The organism is Mesorhizobium sp. HAY1-8B (genome assembly GCF_056868045.1).
The window spans coordinates 3,723,418-3,748,845 of sequence record NZ_CP200321.1 but is presented as its reverse complement, the minus strand read 5'-3'; the positions used below and the strand labels follow the sequence as shown (position 1 = coordinate 3,748,845).

25 protein-coding genes are annotated in these 25,428 nt (G+C 64.1%); 8 read left to right on the top strand and 17 right to left on the bottom strand.

Translation table 11 applies throughout. From position 1 onward, the window contains the following. Positions 1–146 precede the first annotated feature (146 nt). Positions 147–1,340, bottom strand: a complete 1,194-nt coding sequence (locus AC1VON_RS17635; RefSeq protein ID WP_483124345.1) for a phytanoyl-CoA dioxygenase family protein — start codon at positions 1,338–1,340, stop codon at positions 147–149. A 113-nt stretch (positions 1,341–1,453) separates the two neighbouring features. On the opposite strand from AC1VON_RS17635, the gene AC1VON_RS17630 reads away from it, so the two are divergent. Next, on the top strand, positions 1,454–2,473 hold the full coding sequence (locus AC1VON_RS17630) for a LacI family DNA-binding transcriptional regulator (protein ID WP_483124344.1): 1,020 nt from the start codon (positions 1,454–1,456) through the stop codon (positions 2,471–2,473). Between the two features lie 13 nt (positions 2,474–2,486). Here the strand turns inward: AC1VON_RS17630 and AC1VON_RS17625 are convergent, their stop codons facing one another. Continuing rightward, positions 2,487–4,532 carry an oxidoreductase gene (locus AC1VON_RS17625; protein ID WP_483124343.1) on the bottom strand — a complete coding sequence of 682 codons (2,046 nt, stop codon included), beginning with the start codon at positions 4,530–4,532 and terminating at the stop codon, positions 2,487–2,489. A 140-nt stretch (positions 4,533–4,672) separates the two neighbouring features. On the opposite strand from AC1VON_RS17625, the gene queF reads away from it, so the two are divergent. Beyond that, positions 4,673–5,134: a preQ(1) synthase gene (gene queF / locus AC1VON_RS17620; protein WP_140768082.1), complete on the top strand. Its 462-nt coding sequence runs from the start codon at positions 4,673–4,675 to the stop codon at positions 5,132–5,134. An 8-nt stretch (positions 5,135–5,142) separates the two neighbouring features. On the opposite strand, the gene AC1VON_RS17615 is transcribed toward queF, so the two are convergent. The 4 genes from AC1VON_RS17615 to AC1VON_RS17600 form a co-directional block, all read right to left on the bottom strand. Beyond that, the gene (locus tag AC1VON_RS17615) at positions 5,143–5,751 is read right to left on the bottom strand and encodes a hypothetical protein (RefSeq protein WP_483124342.1); all 609 of its coding nucleotides are present in this window, start codon (positions 5,749–5,751) and stop codon (positions 5,143–5,145) included. Positions 5,752–5,755: 4 nt separating this feature from the next. Beyond that, positions 5,756–6,235 carry a DUF3828 domain-containing protein gene (locus tag AC1VON_RS17610; RefSeq protein ID WP_172351010.1) on the bottom strand — a complete coding sequence of 160 codons (480 nt, stop codon included), beginning with the start codon at positions 6,233–6,235 and terminating at the stop codon, positions 5,756–5,758. 97 nt (positions 6,236–6,332) lie between these two features. Further along, complete coding sequence (locus tag AC1VON_RS17605; protein WP_483124341.1) at positions 6,333–7,982, bottom strand: ABC transporter substrate-binding protein; 1,650 nt, start codon at positions 7,980–7,982, stop codon at positions 6,333–6,335. A gap of 43 nt (positions 7,983–8,025) precedes the next feature. After that, positions 8,026–9,576 (bottom strand): trimethylamine methyltransferase family protein, encoded by a 1,551-nt coding sequence (locus tag AC1VON_RS17600; RefSeq protein WP_483124340.1) that lies wholly within the window; start codon positions 9,574–9,576, stop codon positions 8,026–8,028. Positions 9,577–9,665: 89 nt separating this feature from the next. Between AC1VON_RS17600 and AC1VON_RS17595 the strand changes: the two genes are divergently transcribed. Next, positions 9,666–10,568: a LysR substrate-binding domain-containing protein gene (locus AC1VON_RS17595; RefSeq protein ID WP_483124339.1), complete on the top strand. Its 903-nt coding sequence runs from the start codon at positions 9,666–9,668 to the stop codon at positions 10,566–10,568. Positions 10,569–10,618: 50 nt separating this feature from the next. Here the strand turns inward: AC1VON_RS17595 and AC1VON_RS17590 are convergent, their stop codons facing one another. After that, positions 10,619–10,927 carry a putative quinol monooxygenase gene (locus AC1VON_RS17590; RefSeq protein WP_483124338.1) on the bottom strand — a complete coding sequence of 103 codons (309 nt, stop codon included), beginning with the start codon at positions 10,925–10,927 and terminating at the stop codon, positions 10,619–10,621. Between the two features lie 106 nt (positions 10,928–11,033). Here AC1VON_RS17590 and AC1VON_RS17585 point away from each other — a divergent pair, with 106 nt between their 5' ends. Together AC1VON_RS17585 and mutL are read left to right on the top strand one after the other, a co-directional pair. Further along, complete coding sequence (locus tag AC1VON_RS17585; protein ID WP_483124337.1) at positions 11,034–11,996, top strand: GlxA family transcriptional regulator; 963 nt, start codon at positions 11,034–11,036, stop codon at positions 11,994–11,996. A 58-nt stretch (positions 11,997–12,054) separates the two neighbouring features. Next, entirely contained in the window at positions 12,055–13,944 is a 1,890-nt protein-coding gene (gene mutL / locus AC1VON_RS17580; protein ID WP_483124336.1) for a DNA mismatch repair endonuclease MutL, read from the top strand. A gap of 42 nt (positions 13,945–13,986) precedes the next feature. Here the strand turns inward: mutL and AC1VON_RS17575 are convergent, their stop codons facing one another. After that, positions 13,987–14,739, bottom strand: a complete 753-nt coding sequence (locus tag AC1VON_RS17575) for a hypothetical protein (protein ID WP_483124335.1) — start codon at positions 14,737–14,739, stop codon at positions 13,987–13,989. Between the two features lie 110 nt (positions 14,740–14,849). Further along, complete coding sequence (locus AC1VON_RS17570) at positions 14,850–15,743, bottom strand: DMT family transporter (RefSeq protein ID WP_483124334.1); 894 nt, start codon at positions 15,741–15,743, stop codon at positions 14,850–14,852. A 90-nt stretch (positions 15,744–15,833) separates the two neighbouring features. Here AC1VON_RS17570 and AC1VON_RS17565 point away from each other — a divergent pair, with 90 nt between their 5' ends. After that, entirely contained in the window at positions 15,834–16,760 is a 927-nt protein-coding gene (locus tag AC1VON_RS17565) for a LysR substrate-binding domain-containing protein (protein WP_483124333.1), read from the top strand. Between the two features lie 37 nt (positions 16,761–16,797). Here AC1VON_RS17565 and AC1VON_RS17560 read toward each other — a convergent pair whose 3' ends face one another. Then, positions 16,798–17,385: a hypothetical protein gene (locus AC1VON_RS17560; RefSeq protein ID WP_483124332.1), complete on the bottom strand. Its 588-nt coding sequence runs from the start codon at positions 17,383–17,385 to the stop codon at positions 16,798–16,800. 125 nt (positions 17,386–17,510) lie between these two features. On the opposite strand from AC1VON_RS17560, the gene AC1VON_RS17555 reads away from it, so the two are divergent. After that, positions 17,511–17,744, top strand: coding sequence for a DUF2093 domain-containing protein (locus AC1VON_RS17555; protein WP_172351021.1), 234 nt, complete (start codon positions 17,511–17,513; stop codon positions 17,742–17,744). Positions 17,745–17,841: 97 nt separating this feature from the next. On the opposite strand, the gene lpxK is transcribed toward AC1VON_RS17555, so the two are convergent. From lpxK to epmA, 7 genes are all read right to left on the bottom strand, one after another. After that, positions 17,842–18,867 carry a tetraacyldisaccharide 4'-kinase gene (gene lpxK / locus AC1VON_RS17550; RefSeq protein ID WP_172351022.1) on the bottom strand — a complete coding sequence of 342 codons (1,026 nt, stop codon included), beginning with the start codon at positions 18,865–18,867 and terminating at the stop codon, positions 17,842–17,844. A gap of 1 nt (position 18,868) precedes the next feature. Next, the gene (gene waaA, locus AC1VON_RS17545; protein WP_172351023.1) at positions 18,869–20,185 is read right to left on the bottom strand and encodes a lipid IV(A) 3-deoxy-D-manno-octulosonic acid transferase; all 1,317 of its coding nucleotides are present in this window, start codon (positions 20,183–20,185) and stop codon (positions 18,869–18,871) included. Beyond that, complete coding sequence (locus tag AC1VON_RS17540; RefSeq protein WP_172351024.1) at positions 20,182–20,973, bottom strand: lysophospholipid acyltransferase family protein; 792 nt, start codon at positions 20,971–20,973, stop codon at positions 20,182–20,184. The genes waaA and AC1VON_RS17540 overlap by 4 nt, the downstream gene beginning before the upstream one ends. A gap of 5 nt (positions 20,974–20,978) precedes the next feature. Next, positions 20,979–21,224, bottom strand: a complete 246-nt coding sequence (locus AC1VON_RS17535) for a DUF4170 domain-containing protein (RefSeq protein WP_056562882.1) — start codon at positions 21,222–21,224, stop codon at positions 20,979–20,981. A gap of 76 nt (positions 21,225–21,300) precedes the next feature. Then, positions 21,301–22,116: a 3'(2'),5'-bisphosphate nucleotidase CysQ gene (locus AC1VON_RS17530; RefSeq protein WP_172351025.1), complete on the bottom strand. Its 816-nt coding sequence runs from the start codon at positions 22,114–22,116 to the stop codon at positions 21,301–21,303. Further along, positions 22,103–23,446 carry a TldD/PmbA family protein gene (locus AC1VON_RS17525; protein WP_483124331.1) on the bottom strand — a complete coding sequence of 448 codons (1,344 nt, stop codon included), beginning with the start codon at positions 23,444–23,446 and terminating at the stop codon, positions 22,103–22,105. Before AC1VON_RS17525 ends, AC1VON_RS17530 begins: the two co-directional genes overlap by 14 nt. Before the next feature lie 164 nt (positions 23,447–23,610). Then, positions 23,611–24,657, bottom strand: a complete 1,047-nt coding sequence (gene epmA, locus AC1VON_RS17520) for an EF-P lysine aminoacylase EpmA (RefSeq protein ID WP_483124330.1) — start codon at positions 24,655–24,657, stop codon at positions 23,611–23,613. Between the two features lie 129 nt (positions 24,658–24,786). Here epmA and efp point away from each other — a divergent pair, with 129 nt between their 5' ends. Continuing rightward, complete coding sequence (efp, locus tag AC1VON_RS17515; RefSeq protein WP_206681856.1) at positions 24,787–25,356, top strand: elongation factor P; 570 nt, start codon at positions 24,787–24,789, stop codon at positions 25,354–25,356. The last annotated feature ends 72 nt before the right edge of the window (positions 25,357–25,428 follow it).

Here is a 25,428-nt window from a genome sequence, read left to right as displayed (position 1 = left end):
TCGTCCGCATCGCAAGCTCACGAGATCGCACGTTGTCAGGCGATGAGCCAACGGCGTGCGGGCGCGCGGCCAGGCCGGCATATATGGGCTCTCGTATGCCGGTTCGACCGCGCGCCACCAACCCCGACAGTCGCGATAGGCGGTTCTCAGGTCAGTTTTTTACGCGCCTGTTTCTCGAGTTCGCCCACGAAGACGGCCGGGCTCCATCCTGCATCCAGAGCACGATGGAAAAGCGCCTGTTGTGTCTCCGGCGCAAGCCCGCCGAGCGGCGGGTCGCGATCGAGATTGGTCGGAAAGGAATAGCCTTCCGCCGACGACGCAATGGCGTTGCCCGCCGCCTGCCTGGTCAGGCTGCCGTCGCCCAGCATACGTTGCAGAATGGGATAGAGGGCCGCGCTCATGCGGGTCCGGTCCACGCTCTCCATGGCGCGGCCATAGGCCGATGAGACCTGCAAGAGATTCGCCATGCGCTGGATGTCGGCCGAACGGTTGGTGCCGGCGGCGTGGAACAGCGCCGGATTGAAGAAGGCCGCATCGCCCTTTTTCAGGGGCAGCTGAACATGATGCTCGGCGAAATAGGCCTGGAATTCGGGGCGGTTCATCGCCAGGTATCCAGGCAGGTAGGTCTGCGAATAGGGCAAATAAAGCGTGGGGCCGCTTTCCACCGGCATGTCGCAATGAGCGACGGCGCCCTGCAGCGTCAGCACCGGCGAGATGCGATGGACGTGCACCGGATAGCGTTCGATGATGGACGCGGTTTGGAAACCGAGATGATAGTCCCGGTGCGCCGACTGCGATGCGCCACCTGGCCTGACATTGTTCACCTGCGACGTCACCTGATAGGCTGGGCCGAGCCAGGCTTCCGATATCAGCGCGATGATATCGTTGCCGTAATAGGCGGCGAAGGTCGCGGGATCGCGCAGGCACAGCTTCTCCAGCGCATTCCACACCCGGTCGTTGGCGCCGGGCTTGGCAAAATGATCGCCGCCGCCTGCCCCGTCCGCACGCTCCTCGGCGATGATGGCATTGAACGCTTCAGTGGCTGCGTCGACTGGCGCCACATCCTCGAAGGCGCCGCGAAACACGACCACACCCGGACCGTCGGTCATCGCCTCGACCCATTCGGCCATAAGCGCCTTGCGCCGGGCCGGATCGCCGGCGACCGCACGAACCGGTGCACCATCGTAGATCAGGACGTTCTTCCGCACCTCGGACGCGAACGGATAGTTTGCTGGATTTGTCGTCCTTTGCGTCGACGCGGCAAAATCGTCGACGTTGCACACATCGGCGGCAAGCCAGACACGATCGGATCTGAGCTTGGCATAATTGTCGGTCTTCACGGCATCCTCCCCTTGGTCTTGTTTCGACTGGATGGCGGAAGTATAGCTCTGACTGAGAGGCGGCATACAGCTGAAACGCCTCAAAAACACCTCAAAACTTATCGAGACGGCCGATGTCGCATCCGTTCCTGGTGAAGGACATCGCCCTGCAGGCTGGCGTCAGCATCGCCACGGTCGACCGCGTCCTGCATGTGCGCGGCGGCGTGCGTCAGCACACCATACACCGCATAGACCAGGCGATCCGGGAACTGGAAACGCAACGCTCGCAACTCGGCCTGTCGGGCCGCAAATTCATTCTGGATCTCGTCATGGAAGCTCCCGTGCGCTTCACCGAGGCGGTGCGCGCCGCGCTGGAGGCCGAGATGCCGGGCCTCCATCCTGCCGTGTTTCGCGCGCGCCACCACCTTGCCGAAGTGCGCGTGGCGGCGAACACCGTCGCGCTGCTCGACGCGATCGCTCGTCGCGGCAGCAACGGGATTTTCCTCAAGGCGCCTGATATTCCGGAGATAGCGGCCGCGGTGGACCGGGTCGTCCGGTCGGGAATACCGGTCGTGACGCTGGTCACCGATCTGCCGAACAGCCGGAGGCTGGCGTATGTCGGCATCGACAACCGCGCCGCCGGCGAAACGGCTGCTTATCTGATCGGCGCATGGCTTGGCGGACGTCGTGCCGATGTCCTGGTCACCTTGAGCAGTAACCGGTTCCGGGGCGAGGAGGAGCGCGAAATCGGCTTTCGCCGCGCCTTGCGCGAAAACTTTCCCGACCTTGGGATCGTCGACATCAGCGAAGGCCACGGCATCGATCGCGCGACGGGCGAGTTGGTCCGCACCGCGCTGGCACATCATCCCCATGTTGCGGCCGTGTATTCGATCGGCGGCGGAAACGCCTCCATCGTGCAGGCATTCGCCGAGATGAACCGGCCCTGCCTTGTGTTCATCGGCCACGATCTCGACGCCGACAATCTCGAATTGCTGCGAAGCCGACACATCTCCGCCGTGCTGCATCACGATCTCAGGCAAGACATGCGTTCGGCCTGCATCCACATCATGCGGGCACAGGGCGCGTTGCCGAAATCGGTCGCGCCAGGCGCATCCAACATCCAGATCATCACGCCGTTCAACATGCCGGCCTGAGCAGACCCGCGCGTCAGATCCGCAGGCCGAACCTGATCCCGTCATAGATGGCGGCATGGATGTTGCGTGAGGCGACCGCGTCACCGATGCGGAACAGCACGAAGCCCGCCCCTGGATTGCGCGCCGGGAAAATGTCGCCGCCGCCGACCAGACGTTCGTAGTCGACCGCCCCGCCATTCTTCGACAGCGGCTTCAGGCTGAGATAGAGATCGTCGAGCGGCGCCGTGCCGTGCTCGACCACCACCTGGTCGACCCTGCGCTCCCCGCGCCAGCCATCGGCAAAATCCGAAGCGAGTTCCGCGACCAGCTGATTGCCCTCGCGGCGCACCGAGCGCAGGCGTGTGTTGATGGTGACGGTAACGCCCTTTTCCTGGAAGGCGTGCATATAAGGCACGTGGTTCATGCCGCCCATTTCAGGAGCGAAGAAACGCTCCGGCGAAACCAGCTCCAGTCTCGCGCCGCTGTTGGCGATCAACTCGGCCGCGCCCATGCCTTGATGGCCGCCATTGTCGTCATAGATGAGCACGTTCTCGGCCGGTTTGACGCTGCCGGCCATGATGTCCCAGCTCGAAGTGACGAGATTGTCGCCCGCTGTCAGCGGCGGGTTTTGCGGCAGGCCGCCGGTGGCGACGACAACCACATCGGGCGCCAGCGCCAGAACATCATCCTGCTCCGCCCAGGTGTCGTAACGGATTTCAACGCCGAGCCGGTCGAGCTCGGCCAGCCGCCAGTCGATGATGCCGATCAGTTCCTTGCGGCGCGGGTTCTGCGTCGCCAGACGCACCTGGCCGCCGGCCTGGCTCGAGGCTTCAAGCACCGTCACCTGGTGGCCGCGCTCGGCCGCGACACGCGCCGCCTCCAGTCCGCCGGCCCCGGCACCGACGACAACGACCTTTCTTCCCGGCCCCTCGGTCTTGACGATGATGTGCGGAATCTCGGCCTCGCGGCCGGTCGCCGCATTGTGCACGCACAGCGCCTCGCCGCCCTCATAGATGCGGTCGAGACAATAGGTCGCGCCGACACAAGGACGGATCTCGTGCTCGCGGCCCTCCATCACCTTCCTGATGATGTGCGGATCGGCGATGTGCGCACGGGTCATGCCGACCATGTCGAGCTTGCCGGTAGCAATCGCATGGCGCGCGGTGGCGACATCGGAAATGCGCGCTGCGTGGAAGGTCGGGAACTTTGTCGCCGCCCTGACCTCGCCGGCGAAATCGAGATGCGGCGAAGACCGCATGCCGGTCACAGGAATGACCTTGGTCAGTGCCGCGTCGCTTTCGATCGAACCGCGGATGATGTTGAGGAAATCGACCTTGCCGGAGCCGGCGAGCCGCCTGGCGATCTCGACGCCCTCTTCCTTCGACAGGCCTTGCGAAAAGTCCTCGTCGGCGACCATGCGAATGCCGACGACGAATTTTTCGCCGACCGCGGCGCGCACCGCATCCAGCACCATGTTGGTGAAGCGCAACCGATTGTCGAGCGAGCCGCCATACTCGTCGTCGCGATGATTGGTGGCCGGCGACCAGAAGCCATCCATCAGATGGCCGTAGGACTCGAACTCGATGCCGTCGAGGCCGGCGGCCTGGCAGCGCTGCGCGGCCGACGCATAGTCGGCAACAATGCGTTCGATGTCCCAGTCCTCGATGGTCTTGGGGAAAGCGCGATGCGCCGGCTCGCGCACCGGCGAGGCCGAGAGCACCGGCAGCCAGTCGGCCTTGTTCCAGCCGGTGCGGCGGCCAAGATGGGTGATCTGGATCATCACCTTGCAGTCATGCTCGTGGCAGGCGTCGGCGAGTTCGGCCAGCCACGGCACGATGCGGTCGTCATAGACATGCAAATTGCCGAAGGCGGCCGGGCTGTCGCGCGAGACGATCGCCGAGCCCGCGGTCATCGTCAGCGCCATGCCGCCCTTGGCCTTTTCGGCATGGTAGAGCCGGTAGCGTTGTTTCGGCATGCCGTCCTCGGAATAGGCCGGCTCGTGGCTGGTCGACATCACCCGGTTCTTCAGCGTCAGGTGCTTAAGCTGGTAGGGTTGGAGAAGCGGGTCGCTGCTGGTCATCGTCTTCCTGCCGTTTCAAATTGTGTTGGAGCAACATGTGCTGCTCCAGTTCCTATTTAAGCATCGGATTTATCCGAAAACCGCTGCGCACTTTCCGGTCCGATGCTAAGGAGCGGCGAAAATCGAAAGAGATCCCGCCCATGATCGATACCAAGACCCTTACCCAGCTCGGCGCCCACGTCGAGACGCCACAGAGCCCCGAACAGGCGGTCCTGGAGACCGTGCCGTTTTCGCGCGGCGACGGTCCGCCGGCGATCGTGCGTTTCACCTGCCCGGAATTCACCTCGCTGTGCCCGGTGACAGGCCAGCCGGATTTCGCCCACATCGTCATCGACTACGCACCCGATGCGGCTCTGGTGGAATCGAAATCGCTGAAGCTGTTCATGACCTCGTTTCGCAACCATGGCGCCTTCCATGAAGACTGTACGGTCATGATCGGTCGCCGCATCGTGGCGGCCACCAAGCCGCTGTGGTTGCGCATAGGCGGCTATTGGTATCCGCGCGGCGGCATTCCAATCGACGTCTTCTGGCAGACCGGCGCGCCACCCGAAGGCGCCTGGCTGCCGGACACCGGAGTGGCCCCCTATCGCGGGCGCGGCTAGCTCAGCCATCATTCGCACTGATATTGGCTGAGCGCCCATTCGCCCGTCACCGACAGCAGGTCCGATATCTTCCAGTCGCCGCCGACCTTCTTGAACTTCCACTCCAGCCGGTGCTGATGGCCTTCGACAACGAAGGCGACCACCACCTTGGCTTGATCGCCGTTCACCGCCTCGATGCTCTTCAGGCTCTTGTCGATTGCGAGCTTGTCGTAGTCGGCATTGTCGAGCGCCATGTTGGGGTCGAGGCATTCGCCCTGTCCCGAAGCCCGCAGCGCATCGCTCTTGTCGAGCACTGTCTTGGCCGGGTCGACAAAATTCTTGCGCTGGGTCGGATCGAGCTCCAGCCCGGGATGGTCGTAGAACGGCTTGACCATCGCCGTCGGCGAGCCCGGCAACACGGGCGCGGCCGGCTCGGATGGCGGCCATGCCAGCGGTGGCGTTGCCGGTTCCACCGCGTTGCCGGGTGGGTTTGCAGGGGGTGCATCGCCGCCGCCCGGCGCCGTCTGCGCCGGAGCGCTAGCCGGCGGGGCGCCGAACAGTCCCTGGGCAACAGCGCCGCTCAAACCCGCCGCCAGCAGGCACATTGCCGACAGAGCCAGGAATACGCGGCGGGCCATCGCATCACTCCGGATCTTGGCCCGCCATGCATTCGAGCTGGCTCAGCGTCCAGTCGCTGGTCTTCGAGGCAATGTCCGAAACCTTCCACTTTCCGCCGACCTTCTTCAGCGACCAGTTCATTTCGCGCTTTGAATCGTCTCCGTCCGAAAAAAGGCTGAAGCTCGCCACCACTTGCGCCGTATCGCCATCGACCGTCTCGGACAGTTTCAAGGTCTTGGAGACGGTCTTCTGGTCGAAATCCTGCGCATCCAGGCCAGGATCGAAGTCGATACAGGCGACCTGGTCGGGATTTTTCTTGGTCGCCTGGTCGTTGAGATCGAACAGTTTCGTCACCGGCTCGGTGAAGCGGTCCCGGTATTGTGCGTCGGCCTCGAACCTGACCGCCGGGACATAGAAGAACTTCACGGCGTCGGACGCCGGTCCGGCCAAGGCGGCTGCAGGCAAGGCTGTCGTAAGGGCGGCAAGAAGCACTGTCCGTCTCATGCAGAATCTCCGGCTTTTGATGGCTTGAAGCAATCAACACCACGCATCCTGCATATCGGCTTTTTTGCGGCTCATGAAGTCCCTGCCCGTCCTCCTTTCAGCTGTCGAGCCAGACGTTCTGGAGATCCATTTCGAAGGTCTGGTGGACCCCGTAATTCCTGACCTTCTTGTTGGTGTGGCTGAAGAGCTTCTGCCAGAAGGGCTGAATGATGACGCCCGAATCCTGCAGGATCTGCTCTACGTCCTTCATCACCTCCTTGCGCTTGGCCACGTCGATCAGCGACAGCGCCTGTTTGAGCTTGGCGTCGAAGTCGGGATTGGAATAGGCGGATTCATTCCACGCCTCGCCGGTACGATATCCCAGCGCCAGCACCTGAACGCCGAGCGGGCGCATGTACCAGATGGTCATCGAATAGGGATACTTCGTCCAGTCGTTCCAGAAGGTCGACCCCGGCAGCACAGTGCGCTTCACCTTGATGCCGGCGTCGCGCAACTGACCGGCGATCGCGTCGCCGGTGTTCTTCTGCCAATCGTCCTCGATGGTGATCAGCTCGTGCTCGAAGTCGGCCTGGCCGGCCTCCGCCATCAGCTTCTTGGCGCCGGCGGCGTCGCGCTCCTTCTTCGGCAGGGGATAATATTCGGGGTGGATGGGGCTGACATGGTGGTTTTCGCCGACCGTGCCGCGCCCATTATAGCCGAGTTGCAATACGGCGTTGTTGTCGACGGCCATCTGCAATGCGTTACGCACCCGTTTGTCGTCATAGGGTTTATGGGTGACGTTGGTGCGGGCAACGAGTGTCGTCGCCGTCGCAACCTCGGATTTCTGCAGACCCATCTTGTCGAGAATGTCGATGAAGTCGGCGGGCGATTCGAAATTGAGGTCGATCTCGCCGGAGTCGAACGCGTTGACCGTGGCATTGAAATCGGTGCCGTAGTCGATGAACTCGACGCCGTCGAGCGGCGCCTCGCCGCCCCACCATTTGCCGTTCTCGCGGCGCTTCACCACCGCCTTCTGGCCGACATCGTAGGAGACCAGTTCAAATGGTCCCGTGCCGACCGGCTTCTTGATCGGATCGGCGCCGTCGGCGTCGAAGTTTCGGTGCACGACAAGCGCGGGATAGTCGGTGAAGTTCGGGATCAGCGAGATGTCGGGCTCGCTGAGCTTCAGCTTGACCGTGTTGTCATCGACCTTGGTGATCGCGCCATCCCTCGCCTTTCCGGTTTTTGCGTCGATCAGCGCGCCGACGCGGGCGGCCATCGAATTGCCGGCGACGCCTTTCTCGCACCAGCGCGTGACGTTGTGGACCACGTCATCGGCGTTGAAAGCATCGCCATTGTTCCAGGTGATGCCCTTGCGCACATGCAGGACGTATTCGGTTGCGTCGTCGTTGATGTCCCAGCTTTCAAGCAGCACCGGCTCGAAGGTGAACTCTCTGGTATAGCGCACCAGCGGCTCCAGCCAGCTGCGCGAGATATTGGCAAGCTCCACCCAGTCATAGGTGCGCGGGTCCTTCTGCGCCTTGACCGACATCGAGACGTGCAGCGTGCCGCCCTTCTTCGGCTCCTCGGCCAGAGCCTGCTGCGGGGCGGCAAGACCGATCATGCCATAGGCCAAGGCCGTCGATGCGCCGAAGGCGCTTGCCAGGGCCAGGAACTCACGCCGGTCCATGCGGCCCGCGCGCGCGTCTTCCGCCATCGCCTCGATAGCGCTTGGGACACGATCGCCATTGCTTCTGAAGAATGTCATTTCTCTCTCCCATTGGTTCCGTCGGGTCGTTGCCCGTTCTTTCTCAACTGACGGTGTCCGGCAGCTTCTCCTCGCGCCGCGCGATCAAATCCCTGAGACCCTCGGCAATCCCCTCGTCCAGCTTCGGCTCCTCATAGTCGGCCAGCATGTTGCGCGCTTTCTCGCGGCCGCGCGTGTCGTGATCCTTCGCCCCTTCGGCATTCCATTGCTCGTAGGAATTGAAGTCCATGATCGAGGGCATGAAGAAGGCGGACTCGAAGTGTTCGAGCGTGTGCTGGGTGCCGAGGAAATGGCCTTGCGGACCGACCTCGCGGATCGCCGCCATCGCTTCCTTGAAATCGTCGAAGGAGAGCCCGCCCGCGTATTTGTACCAGCCGACAAGTTGCTCGCAGTCGGTGGCGAATTTCGAATAGCCGCAGGTCAGGCCAGCTTCCAGCCAGCCGGCGGAATGCCAGATATAGTTGGCGCCGGCGAGAATTGCGGCATGCATCAGCATGTTCGATTCGTAGCCAGCCTGGGCGTCGTTCAGCTTCGACCCGACATGGAAACCCGACGTGCGCCATGGCAGCCGGTATTTCCGCGCCAAGGCGCCCATCAGGTACATCATCTGGGCGGCTTCCGGCGTGCCGCCCATCGGCGCGCCGGTCTTCATATCGACCGTGACCATGAACTGGCCGTAGATCTGCGGCGAGCCCGGGCGGATGAGCTGGGTCAGCGCCACGCCGGCAAGCGCCTCGGCGTTGACCTGCGCCACCGCGCCGACGGCGGAAGCCGAGGTCGAAGCGCCGCAGAGCGCGAAAGGCGCCAGGATCAGCGGCTGATTGTGGCTCGCGTAGACCCGCATGGCGTCGATCATGGTGGCGTCCCATACCAGCGGCGAATTGCAGTTGGTGATCGCCACCAGCACAGGGTTGTCGCGTACGAACTCCTCGCCGAAGACGATGCCAGCCATCGCCATCGTGTCCTCGGCGCGCTCTTTCGACGTCACTATGCCCATGAACGGCTTATCGGAATGCTTCAGCGCCGAGTGGATGATGTGCAGATGCCGTTTCGGCACCGCTATCTCCATCGGCTCGCAGATGACCGAGCTCGAGGAATGCAGCGCCGGCGCCATGTAGGCCATTTTGTGGAAATTGTTGAGGTCGGCGAGCGTGCCATAGCGCCTGACATTGTCGAGGTCGCGGACGTAGGGCGCGCCATACATCGGCACGAAAATCGAGTTCTTGCCGCCGACGCGCACCGTGCGCTCGGGGTTGCGCGCATGGAGCGTGAACTCGGATGGAACCTTCGAGACGAGCTCCATGAGCAGCGCGCGGTCGATGCGGACACGCGTCTCCCTGACATCGGCGCCGGCCGCCTTCCAGAGCTCGATCGCGCCGTCGTCGCGGAATTCGCAGCCCACCTCCTCGAGGATCTTGAGCGATTCCTCGTGGATCAGTTCCACCGCCTCGTCAGGCACGATCTCATAGGCCGGAATCTTGCGCACCAAGGTCGGAAAGGAAGCGATCGGAGCGCTTCTGAGCGCCTTGCGGCCAAGACGGCCACCGCCGCGGCGATGGGTCTGTTCGGTCAATTCGACGGCCGGTGCGTTCATGGAGCCTCCTTCTTCCCGCCACACACGTTAGCGACCCGAAATATGGCTGTGACGCTGGAAAATCCTGATCTTCTGTATAAGCTGTGCTTATGCGAAGCTTGCGCCACCTCCTGCCCTCCGCCGGCAGCCTGATCGTCTTCGAGGCAGCCGGCCGGCTGTCGAGCTTCACCGCCGCCGGACGCGAGCTCGGCATGACGCAGGCAGCCGTCTCCTATGCGGTGCGCGGGCTGGAAGAGCAGCTCGGCGCCAAGCTGTTCCAGCGCCGTCATCGGCAGGTCAGCCTGACGGAAGCCGGCGAACGCTTCCACGCCGATGTCTCGCTGGGCCTGTCGCACATCCGCAAGTCGGCCGAGGATCTGCGCCTGCAGGCAACCGGCGGCCATGTGACGCTCGCAGCATCAACCGCTTTCGGCTCCTTCTGGATGATGCCGCGCCTGCAGCAGTTCCGCGACGAATTGCCGGGCATCGATCTGCGCATCCAGACCGCCGACCGCGACCTCGACATCATCGCCGAGGGTATCCCGCTCGGCGTGCGCGGAGGCGTGCCCGGACAATGGCCGGACTATCATTCGATGCCGCTCTCCGACGAGGAGATCTTTCCGGTCGCGGGCCCCAGCTATCTCGCCAAGTTCGGCCTGCCCAGGACCGTCGCGGAACTGGCCGCGCACCGGCTCATCCATCTTGAGGAGCCCTATCGCGAGGCCCCCAACTGGGACGAATGGTTCGCATCCGCCGGAACCAGCCTGCGCAACGCCGAGCGCGGACTGCGCATCAACGACTATGCCCTGGTGATCCAGGCGGTCATGGAGGGGCAAGGCATAGCGCTCGGCTGGCGGCATCTCGTCGAGCGGCTCGTGGCATCCGGCCTGCTGGTGCCGGTCACCGACCATGTGATGAGGACCGGCATTGCTTTCTACGTCATCTGGCCGAAGAACCGCGACCTCAGCGAGAATGCCCGCAAGGTAAGGGATTGGCTGGTGGCGCAGGCGTGAGTTCAATGCAATCCGACGCGTGGCCGGATTGCGTTCGCGGGCTGGAGCGATCAGACCGAACCGTCATTCTTGAGACCCAGCACGTCCACCTTGTCGATGGTCGGCGGGCCAGCGAACAGCGTTTCGGCATTGGCCATCAGCGCCTTTGCAATCTCGCCAGTGAGATGGGCCTGCCGCCCTGCCTCGTCGTGAAAGGCATCGAACACACCGAAGACGCTTGGCGAAAGCTGCAAGGCAAACCAGATCGGTGTTCCTGCTTCCCGATTGGCCAGCTGCAGTCCGGCTTTGAGGAACGCCGCGACATCCTTCTCCTTGCCCGGCTTGGCTTCGAAGCGTGCGAACAATGCGAGTTTGATCATTTGACTTCTCCTCTTTGTGCGGCCGAGGCGGCCGTCGAAACAACAGTTGCAGCATCGGGTGGCAAAGCGTATTGGCAAAAATGACATCTTTGATACCATTGTTGCCATGAATATTTCCGTCCTTGCGCTTGATGGCGTCTTCGACACCGGACTGGCCACGATGCTCGACGTGTTCGGCACCGCCAACGAACTGGTCGGAATGCTGGTGTCGCCGCCCAGCCGCTTCACAACGACTATCGTCGGGGTGAGCGCCTCGGTCCGCACGGCACAGGGCCTTCAGGTACCGGTCGTCGCGATGGGCAGCGAGCCAGATCCCGATTGGCTGGTGATCCCGGCGATCGGCCAGAAGATGCCGGGCCCGCTTGCCGCCGCCCTGAACCGGAGCGATATCGCCGACGCAACCAAGGCGTTGCGCGCGGCCGCCGAAACAGGCACACGCATCGGAGCTGCCTGTATCGGCACTTTCATCCTGGCGGAAACCGGCCTGCTCGACCACAAGCCGTCAACGACGACGTGGTGGCTGGCGCCGATGTTCCGGCAACTTTATCCGCGAGTGCGGCTCGATGCCGCGCGCATGCTGATCAATGACGGGCAGTTCGCAACTGCCGGAGCCGCGCTCGGCCACATCGATCTCGCTTTGATGATCATTCGCCAGACAAGCCCGGAACTCGCTGCGCTGACGGCGAAATACCTCATCGTCGACAGCCGGCCGTTGCAATCGGTCTATGCGATCTCCGACCACCTTGCCCATTCCAACCCGCTGGTCGAACGCTTCGAACGTTGGGCGCGCGACCATCTCGCCGCCGGGTTCAATCTCGACGAAGCAGCCACGGCACTCGGCGCCAGCAAGCGCACGCTGTCGCGACGGGTCAACGATGTGCTCGGCAAGACGCCGCTATCCTATTTTCAGGATCTGCGCGTCGAGCAGGCTGTGCATTTGTTGAAAACCACATCCGACAGCGTCGACGAGATCGCCGCGAAAGTCGGCTATAGCGAGGGGGTGACGTTGCGCAATTTGCTGCGTCGGCGGCTGCGCAAGGGTGTGCGCGAAATCCGTACCGCCAACTGATCCACCGCCAACGCAATTCTGCCTCTCCCGCGAAGCCCGAATCCGCCTATAGTGCCCCATGCCCATTCGCCAGCTTTCCGAAACGATGATCAACCAGATCGCCGCCGGCGAAGTCATCGAGCGTCCGGCAAGCGTGGTCAAGGAACTGGTCGAGAACGCGCTCGATGCCGGTGCTTCGCGCGTCGAAATCGTCACGGCAGGCGGCGGGCTGAACCTGATCCGCGTCACGGATGACGGTTCCGGCATCCCCCAACGGGAGCTGGCGCTGGCGATTGCCCGCCACTGCACCTCCAAGCTCGCCGAGGATATCAACGACATCCGCTCGCTCGGCTTTCGCGGCGAAGCGTTGCCGTCGATCGGCTCGGTGTCGCGGCTGTCGATCCGCTCGCGCACGGCATTGAGTGACAGCGCCGCCGAAATCGGCATCGAGGGCGGCCGCGTCCTGCCCGTCAAGCCGGCGGCGGCCAATCGGGGAACCACGGTCGAGGTGCGCGACCTGTTCTTCGCCACGCCGGCGAGGCTGAAATTCATGAAAGGCGAGCGCGCCGAAAGCTCGGCGACCAGCGATGTCGTCAAGCGCATCGCCATCGCCTTCCCGGCCGTGCGGTTCACGCTGGCCGGTTCCGACCGCTCGACGCTGGAACTGCCGGCGACCGATGACAGTCCGGAAGGCAGCCTGCGTCGCGTCGCCCAGGTGATGGGGGGCGAGTTTCCCGACAATTCCATTGCCATCGACGCGATGCGCGAAGGCGTGCATCTGACCGGCCATGTGTCGATCCCGTCCTTCACCCGCGCCAATGCGCTGCAGCAATATGCCTATGTCAACGGCAGGCCGGTGCGCGACAAGCTGATCGCCGGCGCCATCCGCGGCGCCTTCGCCGATGTGCTGCCGCGCGACCGCCACGCCGTAACGGTGCTGTTCCTTTCGCTCGATCCGGCCATCGTCGACGTCAATGTCCACCCGGCCAAGGCCGATGTGCGCTTCCGCGATCCGGGCCTGGTGCGCGGGCTGATCGTCGGCGCCATCCGCCAGGCTCTGGCGGACGCCGGCATCCGCTCAGCCACGACCGGAGCCGCCGGCATGATGGCGGCGTTCCGGCCGGGCGCCGCTCCCTACAATCATGGCGGCCCGGCCAACGGCCATCGCTCTTACGAAGCGGCATTCCACGCATCCGGCTCCACCGGTTTCGACCCCTCGCGCTCGTCGCAGCGGCCGCTCGACATGCAATTCGAAGGCTCTGGCTTTGAACGCGCCGGCGCAAGGCATGGCGGCTTTGGGGAACCCGGCCAGGCCGCATTCGATACCGGCCCGCTTGCCAGCGCCGATGCGCGCGCCGGGCAGAGCGAGGCGGCCGAGACGCTGCTTGGCACGGTGCTGGGTGCCGCGCGCGCCCAGGTGCACGAGAACTACATCGTTGCCCAGACCAGGGATTCGCTCGTCATCGTCGACCAGCACGCGGCGCATGAGCGGCTGGTTTACGAAGCCCTGAAGAACGCCCTGCATTCGCGCCCCGTGCCTTCGCAGATGCTGCTCCTGCCGGAAATCATCGATCTGCCCGAAGAGGATGCCGAGCGGCTCGCCATGCATTCTGAAACATTGGCTCGCTTCGGCCTTGGCATTGAGCGTTTCGGCCCGGGCGCCGTCGCCGTGCGCGAGACGCCATCGATGCTTGGCGAAACCAATGTCCCGCAATTGGTGCGTGATCTCGCCGACGAGATCGCCGACAATGACACGGTCGAAACGCTAAGAGAACGGTTGGACAAGATCGCCGCCACCATGGCCTGCCACGGCTCGGTGCGTTCCGGCCGGCTGCTCAAGGCCGAGGAGATGAACGCGCTGCTGCGCCAGATGGAGGCGACGCCGGGTTCGGGCACGTGCAACCATGGCCGCCCGACCTATATCGAGCTCAAGCTGGCGGATATCGAGCGGCTGTTCGGGCGGCGATGAGCAGTTCCGGACACAGAAGTCGGAACGAATAAAGCAGCCCACTCAGTGCACCAAGCGGTGATACTTTCCGGTTTTGAAAGAGAGGCCATACTCTACCGTATAGCCTCCGTTTCCGCCGCGAAAATTCACGGAAATAATCTCTTCGTCCTGCTTTTGAACGTTCATATAGATGGGCGTCATCAACATGCCTGCATTGCAGTCATCGTCGTCGAACCGGATGCTCTGAACGGCTTTCCTTGTCTTCTTGCTGATGACCTTCAGTTTGGTCATGCAGATGCCAGCATCGGTTTTGGTGAAGACACCGGCAAATCGATGGGCTGCCGTCTGCGCCCAAAAGGGAATCTCGACGATTCCATTGATCTTGCCCTCAGCCGTATCGTCGAGGCCCGCAACCTGCTTAAGCACGACCGGGAACTTCTCCGCTCCCTTGACCCAGACCCCCGTCGCGCCACTTTCGCTGATGTCGAGGGAAAGCGGGCATCCCGTGGTGTCGATGGGCGTCTTTGATCCCACCACCAACACGCGATCCAATTCCTTGTCGTCCGCGATCTCGCAAAGCGTGAGTTTGGTTCCTTCGGCTTTGCCGTAGAGCGCGACGGGGCTCTGCTTGGCATCATAAAAGTAGCTTCCCTCGACCGTGATCCCGCTGCCGAAGCCGTCATATCTTTGGAGCGACAGATGAACCGGGTTCGATCCGATAGAGCCTTCGAAATTTCTTACCTGATACCAACCCGCTGCGGCTTGCCCGGTCAGCGCCAACAGGCAGAAAACCACCGATATGAAAAGTCTTCCCATTCCGTCCCCCAGTGCAGGCAGCTAACCATAGCTGCGCTTCTGCGGGGTGTCTGCATGCTGGCGAAAAAGGGTTTTTGGTTTGAGTCCGCAAACGCCTCCAACCTCCTGTTTTACCTCTTCAAATTCACCACGATGACGCCGCCCAGCGCCAGCGCGCCGCCGAGGATGCCGAGCAGCGTCGGCACTTCGCCCAACCAGAAGAAACCGATCAGGGCGGACATGGGCGAGACCAGGTAGAGAAAGTTCGATGCACGCGCCGCCGGCAGGCGCGACAGGGCCGTCGCCCAGGCCGCGTAGGCGATCAGGCTCGGCACGATGCCGAGATAGATGACGGCGCCGAGACCCGCGGTGTTGGCGGCAGCCGCCTGCTGGAAAGCGGCGGGCAGGAAGGGTGCAAGGCAGAGCGCGCCGAGCACCATGTTGGACGCCGCGATGGTCAGCGGATGGTGGCGGGCAAACAACGGCTTCTGGACGATGGTGTTGACGGCCGAGCAGAGCGCGGAGCCGAGCACCAGCAGTGCACCGGCATTGAAGTGCAAGCCATGGCCGTCGGCCACGGCGATGATGCCAATGCCGGCGAAGGAAATCGCGGTGCCAAGCCAGGCCAGACGCGAAAAACGCTCGCCCAGCAGTGCCATCGCCATGATGGCGGTGAAGATCGGGCTGACATTGATAATGAAGCCGGCGGCTCCCGCCGAGACGGTCAGTTCGCCGAAATTGAGCATGGCCGTATAGAGCGCGACGAAAATGGCGCCGCCAAAGGCGAAGCGCCACAATTCGCCAACCCTGGGCAGCGCCGGGCGCTTGACCGCAAGGAAGATCGCCGCCGGCACCGCGGCGATGGCAAAGCGCAGGGCGCCAAGCTCCAGCGGCTGGAAGGCGGCAAGGCCGGCACGGATCGCCGGAAAGGCGGACGCCCAGCCGACAACCGTCAACGCCACGGCGACGGCGGCCGTGGTGTCCATCCGCTGTGTCTGATTCAACGTGCCCGTCATTGCGCTCATCTCATTGTCCTCGTGTTCTCCGTCCTGAAAGCCACAAAACGCCCTTTCCCGCTTGTTGACAAACGACCAAATCGAGGATCACCTGTGACTATGGATCACAGCTCAGACACAATGGTACCGCTCGAAACCCTGCGTGCCTTCGATGCGGCGGCGCGGACAGGCAGTTTTTCGGCGGCGGCCGAAAAGCTCAACATTACCCATGGCGCGGTCAGCCGGCAGATCGCCAAGCTCGAGGACTGGCTGGGGCTGAAGGTGTTCGATCGCGGCGCGCGCGGGGTGACGTTGACGATCGAAGGCAACCGGCTGTATCTGCGCACGTCCGAGGCTTTCGCGCTGATATCGACCCATTCCGACCGCTGGGTCGAGCCGCGCGGCACCGCAGTGGTGCGGCTGACCTCGATCCCCTCGGTGAGCGGGCTGTGGCTGATGCCGCGCATGGCGGCCCTGGAGAACAATCCCACCAAGCTGCGCATCGTGCTCGATGTCGACATCCGCCAGGCCGACCTTGCCGATGAAGGCATCGATCTGTCGATCCGTTGCGGCCGCGGCGGCATTCCGGGCCGCGTCTCGGTGAAACTTTTCGAGGAGCATGTCTTCCCTGTCGCCTCGCCGGAGCTTGCACGCGAGATCGGCCGCGGCGACCCGGCACGGCTGCTCAAATTCCCTCTGATCAACGATTCCGACGCCTCGGGCTGGCGCGCCTGGTTCGCGGCACAAGGCATGGACTATCGTCCGCGTCCGCAGGACCGGCGCTTCGAGGACTATAATCTGGTTCTGGACGCCGCCGCCTACGGGCTCGGCATCGCATTGGCACGTCCCCCGCTGACCGGGCATCAGCTGAAATCGGGCCGCATCGCCGCGGTCGAAGAGCGCACCGCGCTCAATCCGGTGTCCTACTGGCTAGACCGGCCAATGGGACGGCCACGCACGGCCGCGGCCGATCTCGCGCGCCGCATCGCGCAGCAGGCTGGATTGGCGCCCGAGAAGATCGAAGCGTTTATCGAGGCGGATCGATAGGCCTCCAGGCCGGCCAACCCGTCAACCGCTTCGCAACTCAGCGAAGCAGCAACAGAACGAACCCGAAGATCACGGTTGCCAATAAGCCGGTCATGATAGAAACAAAGCCTATTCTCACCAGCAGGCGCTCGGGGTTCGGCGCCGCACCACGGGATTGATTGCCCGGCCTTCGCTGCCCCGCCGGTGTACCCAGGGCGGCTGCGTTTTTCGGGACCGGAACCTGCGGTGGGATAAACGACAGCAAGGACACTCCCGCGGCCCTGGCGGGAGCGTTGTCATTGGCGGTTGCCGTGGGTGGCATGGCGCCTCGCTGCGTTTCGGTTTGCGGCGCCGCTTTCCTGGCCACGACCGTTGCCAACGCCGCCTCGTCCCTCGTCTCGATCTGGGCCTGATAGGCCTCAACGATGCCGGCCGACGCAATCTGCTGCGATTTGACGGCCATCGGCGCCGCCGGCATTGCCAACAGGGCCGGCGCCGTACGTTCCGCGAACAGGGAGGGCGCCGGGGGCTGGACCAGCTCCCTGACCAGGGCCGTCCTGACAGGATCTGCCTTTGCCAACGGCACGGGTTGCGGCGTCATCGCCTCCTTGAGCAAGGAAGCCAGGCGGGCGGAAGAAATATCCATCATGCCCCCGATAAAAGCGCTTTTCGGCCTCTCGTAGCGCCTCAGCATTGTCCGAGGCTTGTCGCGAGCTTGACCTGGCCGGAGATTTGTGGCGATGAAATCTCCATGAACCTCGGCACCACCGCATGATGAACCGTTTCGAAGGCCCGGGCGGCAAGGAAGCCCGCATCCGCTACCTCGATGGCGATTTCCAGGTCACCAGCCCCGGCTCGTTCGTGCGCTGTGCCGTGACCGGGGAAAGCATCCCATTGGATGAGCTGAAATACTGGAGCGTCGCCAGGCAGGAGCCCTACGTCAACGCCGCCGCCTCGCTGCGCCGCGAAATCGAAGCGCATCCGGAGCTGCGCAAGCGAAGCTAGAACGGTTCATCGTTTCACAGAAACGCCTAACCGTTCCAGCTCTTTGTTTGACGCAATTCCTGTAGGAAAACCGCTTCACACTTTTCCTGGAATTTCTCTAGCCTCTAAGCTTGCGTTGCCGCCAGGCATCGAGCGTTTCCTCGATGATGCGCTCAGGCACGTGGTCAAGCTCGAAAACCGTGTCGATTTCCAGCACGTCGAGACCGTCGAGAAAGCCCTGCGGGGCGCCGTGACGCAATCGGGCGGCGTCCTTGGCGGTGGTGATGAGGCCGAGGCCTTCGGTGCGTGCCGTCGCCGCCAGTTCGGCAAGCTCGTCCTCGGCGTAGAAATGATGGTCCGGAAAGGGCTTTGAAAGAACCACCTCGCCGCCGGCCTCGCGTACCGTGTCGAAGAATTTGTCGGGATGGCCGATGCCGGCGAAGGCCAGGAAGCGCTTGCCGGCAAGCCCTATCTTGCTGCTGGGCTCCGTATGGGCCTCGAAGATCGGCCGGCCGGCGCGGGCCGCCTGGCGCACCACGGCGTCGGCGGCGGTGCCCTCACCCATCTTCAGCAAGCCACTGGTGAAGACCAACTGATCGACGACCCTGGCCCTGAGCGGGCCGCCCGGAATGACACGGCCATTGCCGATCCCGTAGCGGGCGTCGACGACGACCAGCGCATAATCGATATGGATGCGCGCGCTTTGAAACCCGTCATCCATGATGAGGAAATCGCAGCCATGCCTTTCCAGCAGCAGCCGAGCGCCGGCGGCGCGGTTCGGCGTCACAGCCACCGGCGCGTGTTCGGCCAATAGCAGCGGCTCGTCGCCAACATGCCTGGCGCTGTCATGACTGATATCAACGACATGCGGTTCGGCGAAGGAGCCGCCATGGCCACGCGACAGGAAACCGGGCTTTAGCCGCATGCGCCTGGCCTGTTCGGCGAGCGCGATGGCGACCGGCGTCTTGCCGGTGCCGCCAACGGTGAAATTGCCGACGCACAGAACCGGCGCCTTGATCTTCTCGCGCCGGGCCCGCCGCATGCCGCGGCCGGCGACGAGCGCATAGACGGCCGACAGCGGCGACAGCGCCAGAACTTTCCAGTCCGGCTCTTGCCACCAGAATGGTGGTGCTTCGGAGGCCACCTTAACGCCCGTTCGCGCCCTTCAGGCGCGACTTGACGACCAGCGGCTGGATATAGGGTTCGAGCGATTTCAGCGTGCGCGCCAGCGCGCCGCGCATCTCATCGACAGTCGCTACCCCTGCCGCCATCATCTCATGGCGCGCCACTTCGTTGGTCAAAAGGAAGTTGACGGCGCCGGCCAGCATGTCGCGATCGCGCACCAGCTTGGCGCCGCCGCTGTCGATCAGCCGCTGATAGGCTTCGCGAAAATTCTGTACATTGCGGCCGGCAAGAACCGCGGTGTCGAGCATGGCCGGTTCGAGCGGATTCTGCCCGCCCTCGGAGGTCAGCGAACGGCCGACGAAGGCGATCTCGGTCAACCGGAGATAGAGCCCCATCTCGCCGATCGTATCGCCGAGCAGGATATCGGTGTCGGGTCCTATGCGATCGCCCTTGCTGCGCCGCGCGATCTTCAGCCCCATGCCCGAAATCTGCGCGGCAAGGGCCTCGGCACGATCGGGATGGCGCGGCACGACTATGGTCAGCAGGCCGTGGTGGCGCTTGTGCAGCGTGGCGTGGACCTCCGCCGCGACCACTTCCTCGCCATCATGGGTCGAGATCGCCGCCCAGGTCGGGCGGCCACCGATCTGCCGCTGCAAGGTGGCCAGTGCCCGTTCGTCGACCGGGGGCGGATTGGTGTCGACCTTCAGGTTGCCCGACACAGTGACCGGCCGGGCACCCAGCGCGCGGAAACGCTCGCCGTCGACATCCGACTGGGCAACGACATGGGCAAGGTTCTCAAACAGCGCCTCGGCGATGTTGGCGCGCTTTTTCCAGGAGCTGAAGGAGCGGTCGGAAAGCCTGCCATTGACCAGCACCTGCGGCACATGGCGCGCGCCAAGCTCGAGGATGGTCATCGGCCAGATTTCCGATTCGGCGATGATCGCCAGATCCGGCCGCCAGTGATCGAGGAAGCGGCTGACCGCCGGCTTCAGGTCGAGCGGCACATATTGGTGGATGATGCGGTCGCCAAGCCGCTCGTCGGCAACCTGGGCCGATGTCACGGTGCCGGTCGTCAGCACGATGTTGACGCCATAGTCGAGAATGCTTTCGACCAGGGGCACGACGGCTATGGTTTCGCCGACGCTCGCGGCATGGATCCAGATAACAGGCCCTTCGGGGCGAGGACGCCCCGCGACGCCGTAGCGCTCGCGGCGGCGGTTGCGGTCTTCCTTGCCGCGCGAGGTGCGCCAGGCGACATACGGTCCGACCAGCGGATAGGCCGCGGCACCTGCGAAACGGTATGCCCCCAGCATGGCGCGCGCCCAGCGGCCACTCATCGCCGGCCATCCACGAGACGGTAGGCCTCGGCGGTCGCGGCGTTGAGAGCGGTCGTGACTTCCTGGCGCTTGCGCTCCATTTCGGCGTCATCGGCGTCCGCCGCCACAAAGATCGGCTCGCCGATGGTCACAGCGGAACGGCCGAATGGCAGGTTGATGGTGGTCTTGTCCCAGCTTTTTTCAAGCACCTTGCGGCGGCTGGTGGCAATGGCGACAGGCAGGAGCGGCCGGCCCGAGAGGCGCGCCAGGAGAACGATGCCGAGCCCTGCGTCGCGCGGCGTGCCGTGTGGAATGTCTGCAATCATGGCGACGTTCTTGCCAGCCGTGAGCGACTTTTTGAGGGCGATCAAGGCCTTGGCCCCGCCCTTGTCGAGATGCCTGGCATTGTCACGCCCGCCCGAACCGCGCACCGCCTCAATGCCGAATTTCTCCAGCATGAGCGCGTTGAGCTCGGCATCGGCGCTGCGCGACACCATGGCGACCAGCGGCTTGCGCTTCGGATAATAGGCCGGCGTCAAAAGATGCTGGCCGTGCCACAAAGCGATGATGCCGGGCTCGAATTCGGCGTAGGCACCGCCCGAAAAGCGCGCCGATCCGGCGACCAGCGGGCTGGTCAGGCGAACCAGGCGCACGAACTGGGCGAGCAGGCTGGCAATGGCGTTCTTGACGAATCGCGACTGCGCGAGCGGTTCGCGTATCTTGCGCCAGAAGGTCTTGGTCGTGCGGCTGCCGCCCCTGCCCTTGGGCGCGGCGTCGCTGGCTGGCCCTTTCGCCAGGTCCTGCTCCATCGAAGTCAACCGGCGTCCTTGCTGTCGGGATCCAGCAGGCGGTGCAGATGAACGACGAAATAACGCATATGGGCATTGTCCACGCTGGCTTGCGCCTTGGCTTTCCACGCTGTGTGCGCGGATTGATAGTCTGGATAGATGCCGACAATGTCGAGCCCATCGAGATCGCGGAACTCGGTACCCCCAAGTTTCTTCAGTTCGCCGCCGAACACCAGATGCAAAAGCTGTTTCTTACCGTCTTCCGCGGTCATGTCGGTCCTTCACATATTGTGAGTTTGTGACAGGTCTAGACCAAAGCCGCCGACTTTGGAACCTTCGAAAATGCTTTCACGCATCCAGCCCGGCGATGACGTTGACGAGCACCGCCAGCAATTCACCGCTGCCGGCGGCGAGCGCGCCGTGGCGGGTCACCTCACCGGCATAGAGCGGCGCGCGGCCATTCGGGTCGAGCAAGCGGCCGCCGGCCTCGCGCAGGATGAGATCGGCGGCGGCGATGTCCCAGTCATGCGCGTTCGGCTTGACGAAGGTGGCGTCGAGCGTGCCGTTGGCGATCATTGCCAGGCGATAGGCAAGCGATGGGCTGTAGGGCGCCCGTGTCAGTCGCTTCTGCCAGCCGGCCGGCACCAGGTCGATCAACTGCTTCAACCCTGATATCTCGGCCTTGTCGCCAAGCGCCCGCACCGCGATGCGCTTGCCGTTGCGGAACGCGCCCTGGCCGGGCAGCGCCCAGTAGGTCTCGTCCATTGCCGGGCATTCGAGCACGCCGGCGAGCGTGCGGCCCTGCTCTACGACGGCGACGCTGACGCACCAGGTGCGCTGGCCTTCCAGGAAGCCGCGCGTGCCGTCGATCGGATCGACGACGAAGGTGCGGCGCGCCGAAAGCCGCGCCGCATCGTCGACCGTCTCTTCCGACAGCCAGCCATAGTCCGGCCGCGCCGCCAGCAGGGTGCGGCGCAGATAGGCGTCCGCGGCATGATCGGCTTCGCTGACCGGCGAGGTGCCGCCCTTCATCCAGACTTGCGGGCTGTTGCCGAAGTACTGCATGGCGATGAGACCCGCCTCGCGGGCGGCATCCTGCAGCAGCAGCAGATCCCCAGCGGCGTCGGAAGGGGCACCGGCGGTGGTCAGTTCAGGCTCCGGCAAGGGTCATGCCTTCGATCAGGAGCGTCGGTGCGGCGGTGCCGAAATTACGGTCGAGGTCATCAGCCGGCACCATGTTGAGGAACATCGTCTTCAGGTTGGAGGCGATGGTGACTTCGGCGACCGGATAGGCCAGTTCGCCATTCTCGATCCAGAAACCGGAAGCACCGCGGCTGTATTCGCCCGTCACCATGTCGACACCCTGGCCAAACACTTCGGTGACATAGAAACCGGTCTTGAGCGACTTGATCAGATCTTCGGGCGAGCGCTCGCCCGGTTCGATGGCGAGATTGGTGGAGGACGGCGAAACGGAAGAGCCGCTGCGCGATCCGCGCCCGTTGGTGGTCAGTCCCAGTTCGCGCGCCGCCGAAGTCGACAGGAACCAGTGGTTGAGCACGCCCTTCTCGATCATGAGAAGCTTTTCGCCTTCGACGCCTTCGCCGTCGAAGGGACGCGAGGCCTGGCCACGCGGCCTGAGCGGTTCGTCGGTGACCGTGATCGCGGATGCGGCAACCTGCTTGCCCATCATGTCGCGTAGGAACGAGGTCTTGCGCGCGACGGAGGCGCCGTTGATGGCACCGGCAATATGGCCGGCGATGCCGCGCGCCACGCGCGGATCGAACACCACGTCGACCGGCCCGGTCGCCGCCTTGCGCGCGCCAAGGCGGCGCACGGCGCGCTCGCCGGCCTTGCGGCCGATATCCGCCGGCGCGTCGAGATCGGCAAAATGCTGGCGCGAGGAGAATTCATAGTCGCGCTCCATGCCGGTGCCTTCGCCGGCGATGACGCTGGCCGAGCGCGAGAAACGCGAGCCGACATAGTGGCCAAGGAACCCGTGCGAGGTGGCCAGCACCAGGCCGCCAAGACCCGCACTGGCGCTGGCCCCGGCCGAATTGGTCACGCCCTTGACGGCAAGCGCTGCCTCATCCGCCGCAAGGGCTGCTTCCTTCAATTGGTCAGCGGACACTTCGGTGGCATCGAACAGGTCGAGATCGCGCGTTTGCCTTGCCAGCAGCGCCGGATCGGCCAGCCCCTGATAGGGGTCCTCGGGCGAGACCTTCGCCATGGCAACGGCTCGCTCGGCAAGCGCTGACGGGTCGGACGCAGCGGTGGCCGAGACACTCGCCACCCGCTTGCCGATAAAGACGCGCAGCGCGACATCCTCGCTCTCGGATGATTCCGTGCCCTCGACCTTGCCGAGCCGCACTGAAACTCCGGTCGAGCGGCCGCGCACGGCAACCGCGTCAGCGGCATCGGCGCCAGCCTTTTTGGCAGCTTCGACCAAGGCCGCGACACGGTCGGTCAACTTTGCTGCATCAAGCGTATCGGTCATGCCTGTGATCCTGCTGCTACGGCCAGCCCATGGCCGCCGCCCACCATCTATTGTTCCAATCCGGCTTGTGCAATGGCGAAGGCCGGAATCAGTGGATCGATTGCAGGTTGCCGACGCCGGCTTCTTGGCGGGCGGATCAAGGGCAAAGTCGGTGGCTGACCGGTTCACGGCTCCGCCACGGGCGTCCAGATCACATCCTCGATCTTCCGGGCACCGGTCGCCAGCATCGCCAGCCGGTCGAAGCCGAGCGCGATGCCGCTGGCCTGCGGCATGATGGCAAGGGCGGCGAGAAAATCGTCGTCCAGCGGGTAACGTTCGCCATAAATGCGCTCTTTCTCGTCCATCTCGAGGATGAAGCGCCGACGCTGCTCTTCAGCATCGGTCAGTTCGCCAAAACCGTTGGCGAGCTCGACGCCGCAGCAATAGAGTTCGAAGCGCTCGGCGACGCGGGCATCGCGCGGGCTTGGCCGCGCCAGCGCCGCCTCGGCGACCGGATACTCGCACAGGATGGTCGCGCGCCCCTGCCCCAGGAACGGCTCGATCTTTTCCACCATCACCCGGCTGAACAGGTCGGCCCAACTGTCGTCAGGTGCGGTTCGCAGGCCGGCCTTGGTCAAGGCGGCGTAAAGCGCGTGCCGGTCGGTGCCGCCATCGGCGGCGACGGTGGCCAGCAAATCGATGCCGGCATGGCGGGTAAAGGCATCCGCCACCGTCAGCCGTTCGGGCTCGGCGAACGGATCGCAGTCACGGTCCCGGAAAGAAAAGCGCGTCGCCCCCGCCCTCGTCGCGGCCAGCGCCAGCAGATCGGCGCAATCACGCATCAGGCTCTCATAGGTCTCGCCCACCCGGTACCATTCGAGCATGGTGAACTCGGGATGGTGCAAGGGGCCGCGTTCGCGATTGCGGTAGACCGGACCCAGGCTGAAGATCCTGACCTCGCCGGCGGCGAGCAGCTTCTTGCAGGCGAATTCCGGCGAGGTGTGGAGATAAAGCGGCGAGCGCGCGCCATCCGGGCCGACCGCTTCCGTGGCGAAAGCCGCCAGATGCGCTTCGTTGCCGGGCGAGACCTGCAAGGCCGATGTTTCCACCTCGATGAAACCCTTGCGGGCAAACCAGTCGCGCAGGGCAGCCGCCAGGCCATTGCGCAGCAGCAGGCGCGGCCGGCGGTCCGCGTGAACGTCAGGCGTCCACCAGGGTGAAGCGGCGGTCATGAGCGGATTGAAGGCGTGCTGGTGCGGGCCATGTCAGTTTGCGGCGGGGGCTGGCGGTTCGCGCCAAGATGCGCTACCAGCGCCGCACAAGCCGGCAAACGCCCGTCAACTCTCGCAGGATTTAAAACCGTGGTGAAAGTCATCGCCAGTTCGCTCCGCAAAGGCAATGTCGTCGACAAGGACGGCAAGCTTTATGTGATCCTCTTTGCCGAAAACATCCACCCAGGCAAGGGCACGCCAGTGACGCAGCTCGACATGCGCCGCATCGGCGACGGGGTGAAGGTGTCGGAGCGCTACCGCACCACCGAGCAGGTGGAACGCGCCTATGTCGAAGAGCGCGAGCACACCTTCCTCTACGCCGACGGCGAAGGCTATCACTTCATGAACCCGGAGACCTATGACCAGGTGACGGTGACCGAAGCCGTGGTCGGCGACGCCGCCCCCTATCTGCAGGAAGGCATGCCGGTGCAGGTCTCGCAGTTCAACGGCATCGCAATCGCCCTGGTGCTGCCGCAGCGCGCCACCTTCGAAGTGGTCGAAACGGAGCCGACGACCAAGGGTCAGACGGCGTCGTCCTCCTACAAGCCCGCCGTGCTCTCCAACGGCGTGCGCACCGCCGTGCCGCCGCACATCGCGCCAGGCACCCGCGTGGTGGTGATGACCGCCGATGGGTCCTATGTGGAGCGTGCGAAGGACTAGGCCTGCGCCAGAGCACGTCTTGTGATGGCCTGGTACCCTATGGCGCCAAGCTTGGAAATTTGTTGCGCTCAC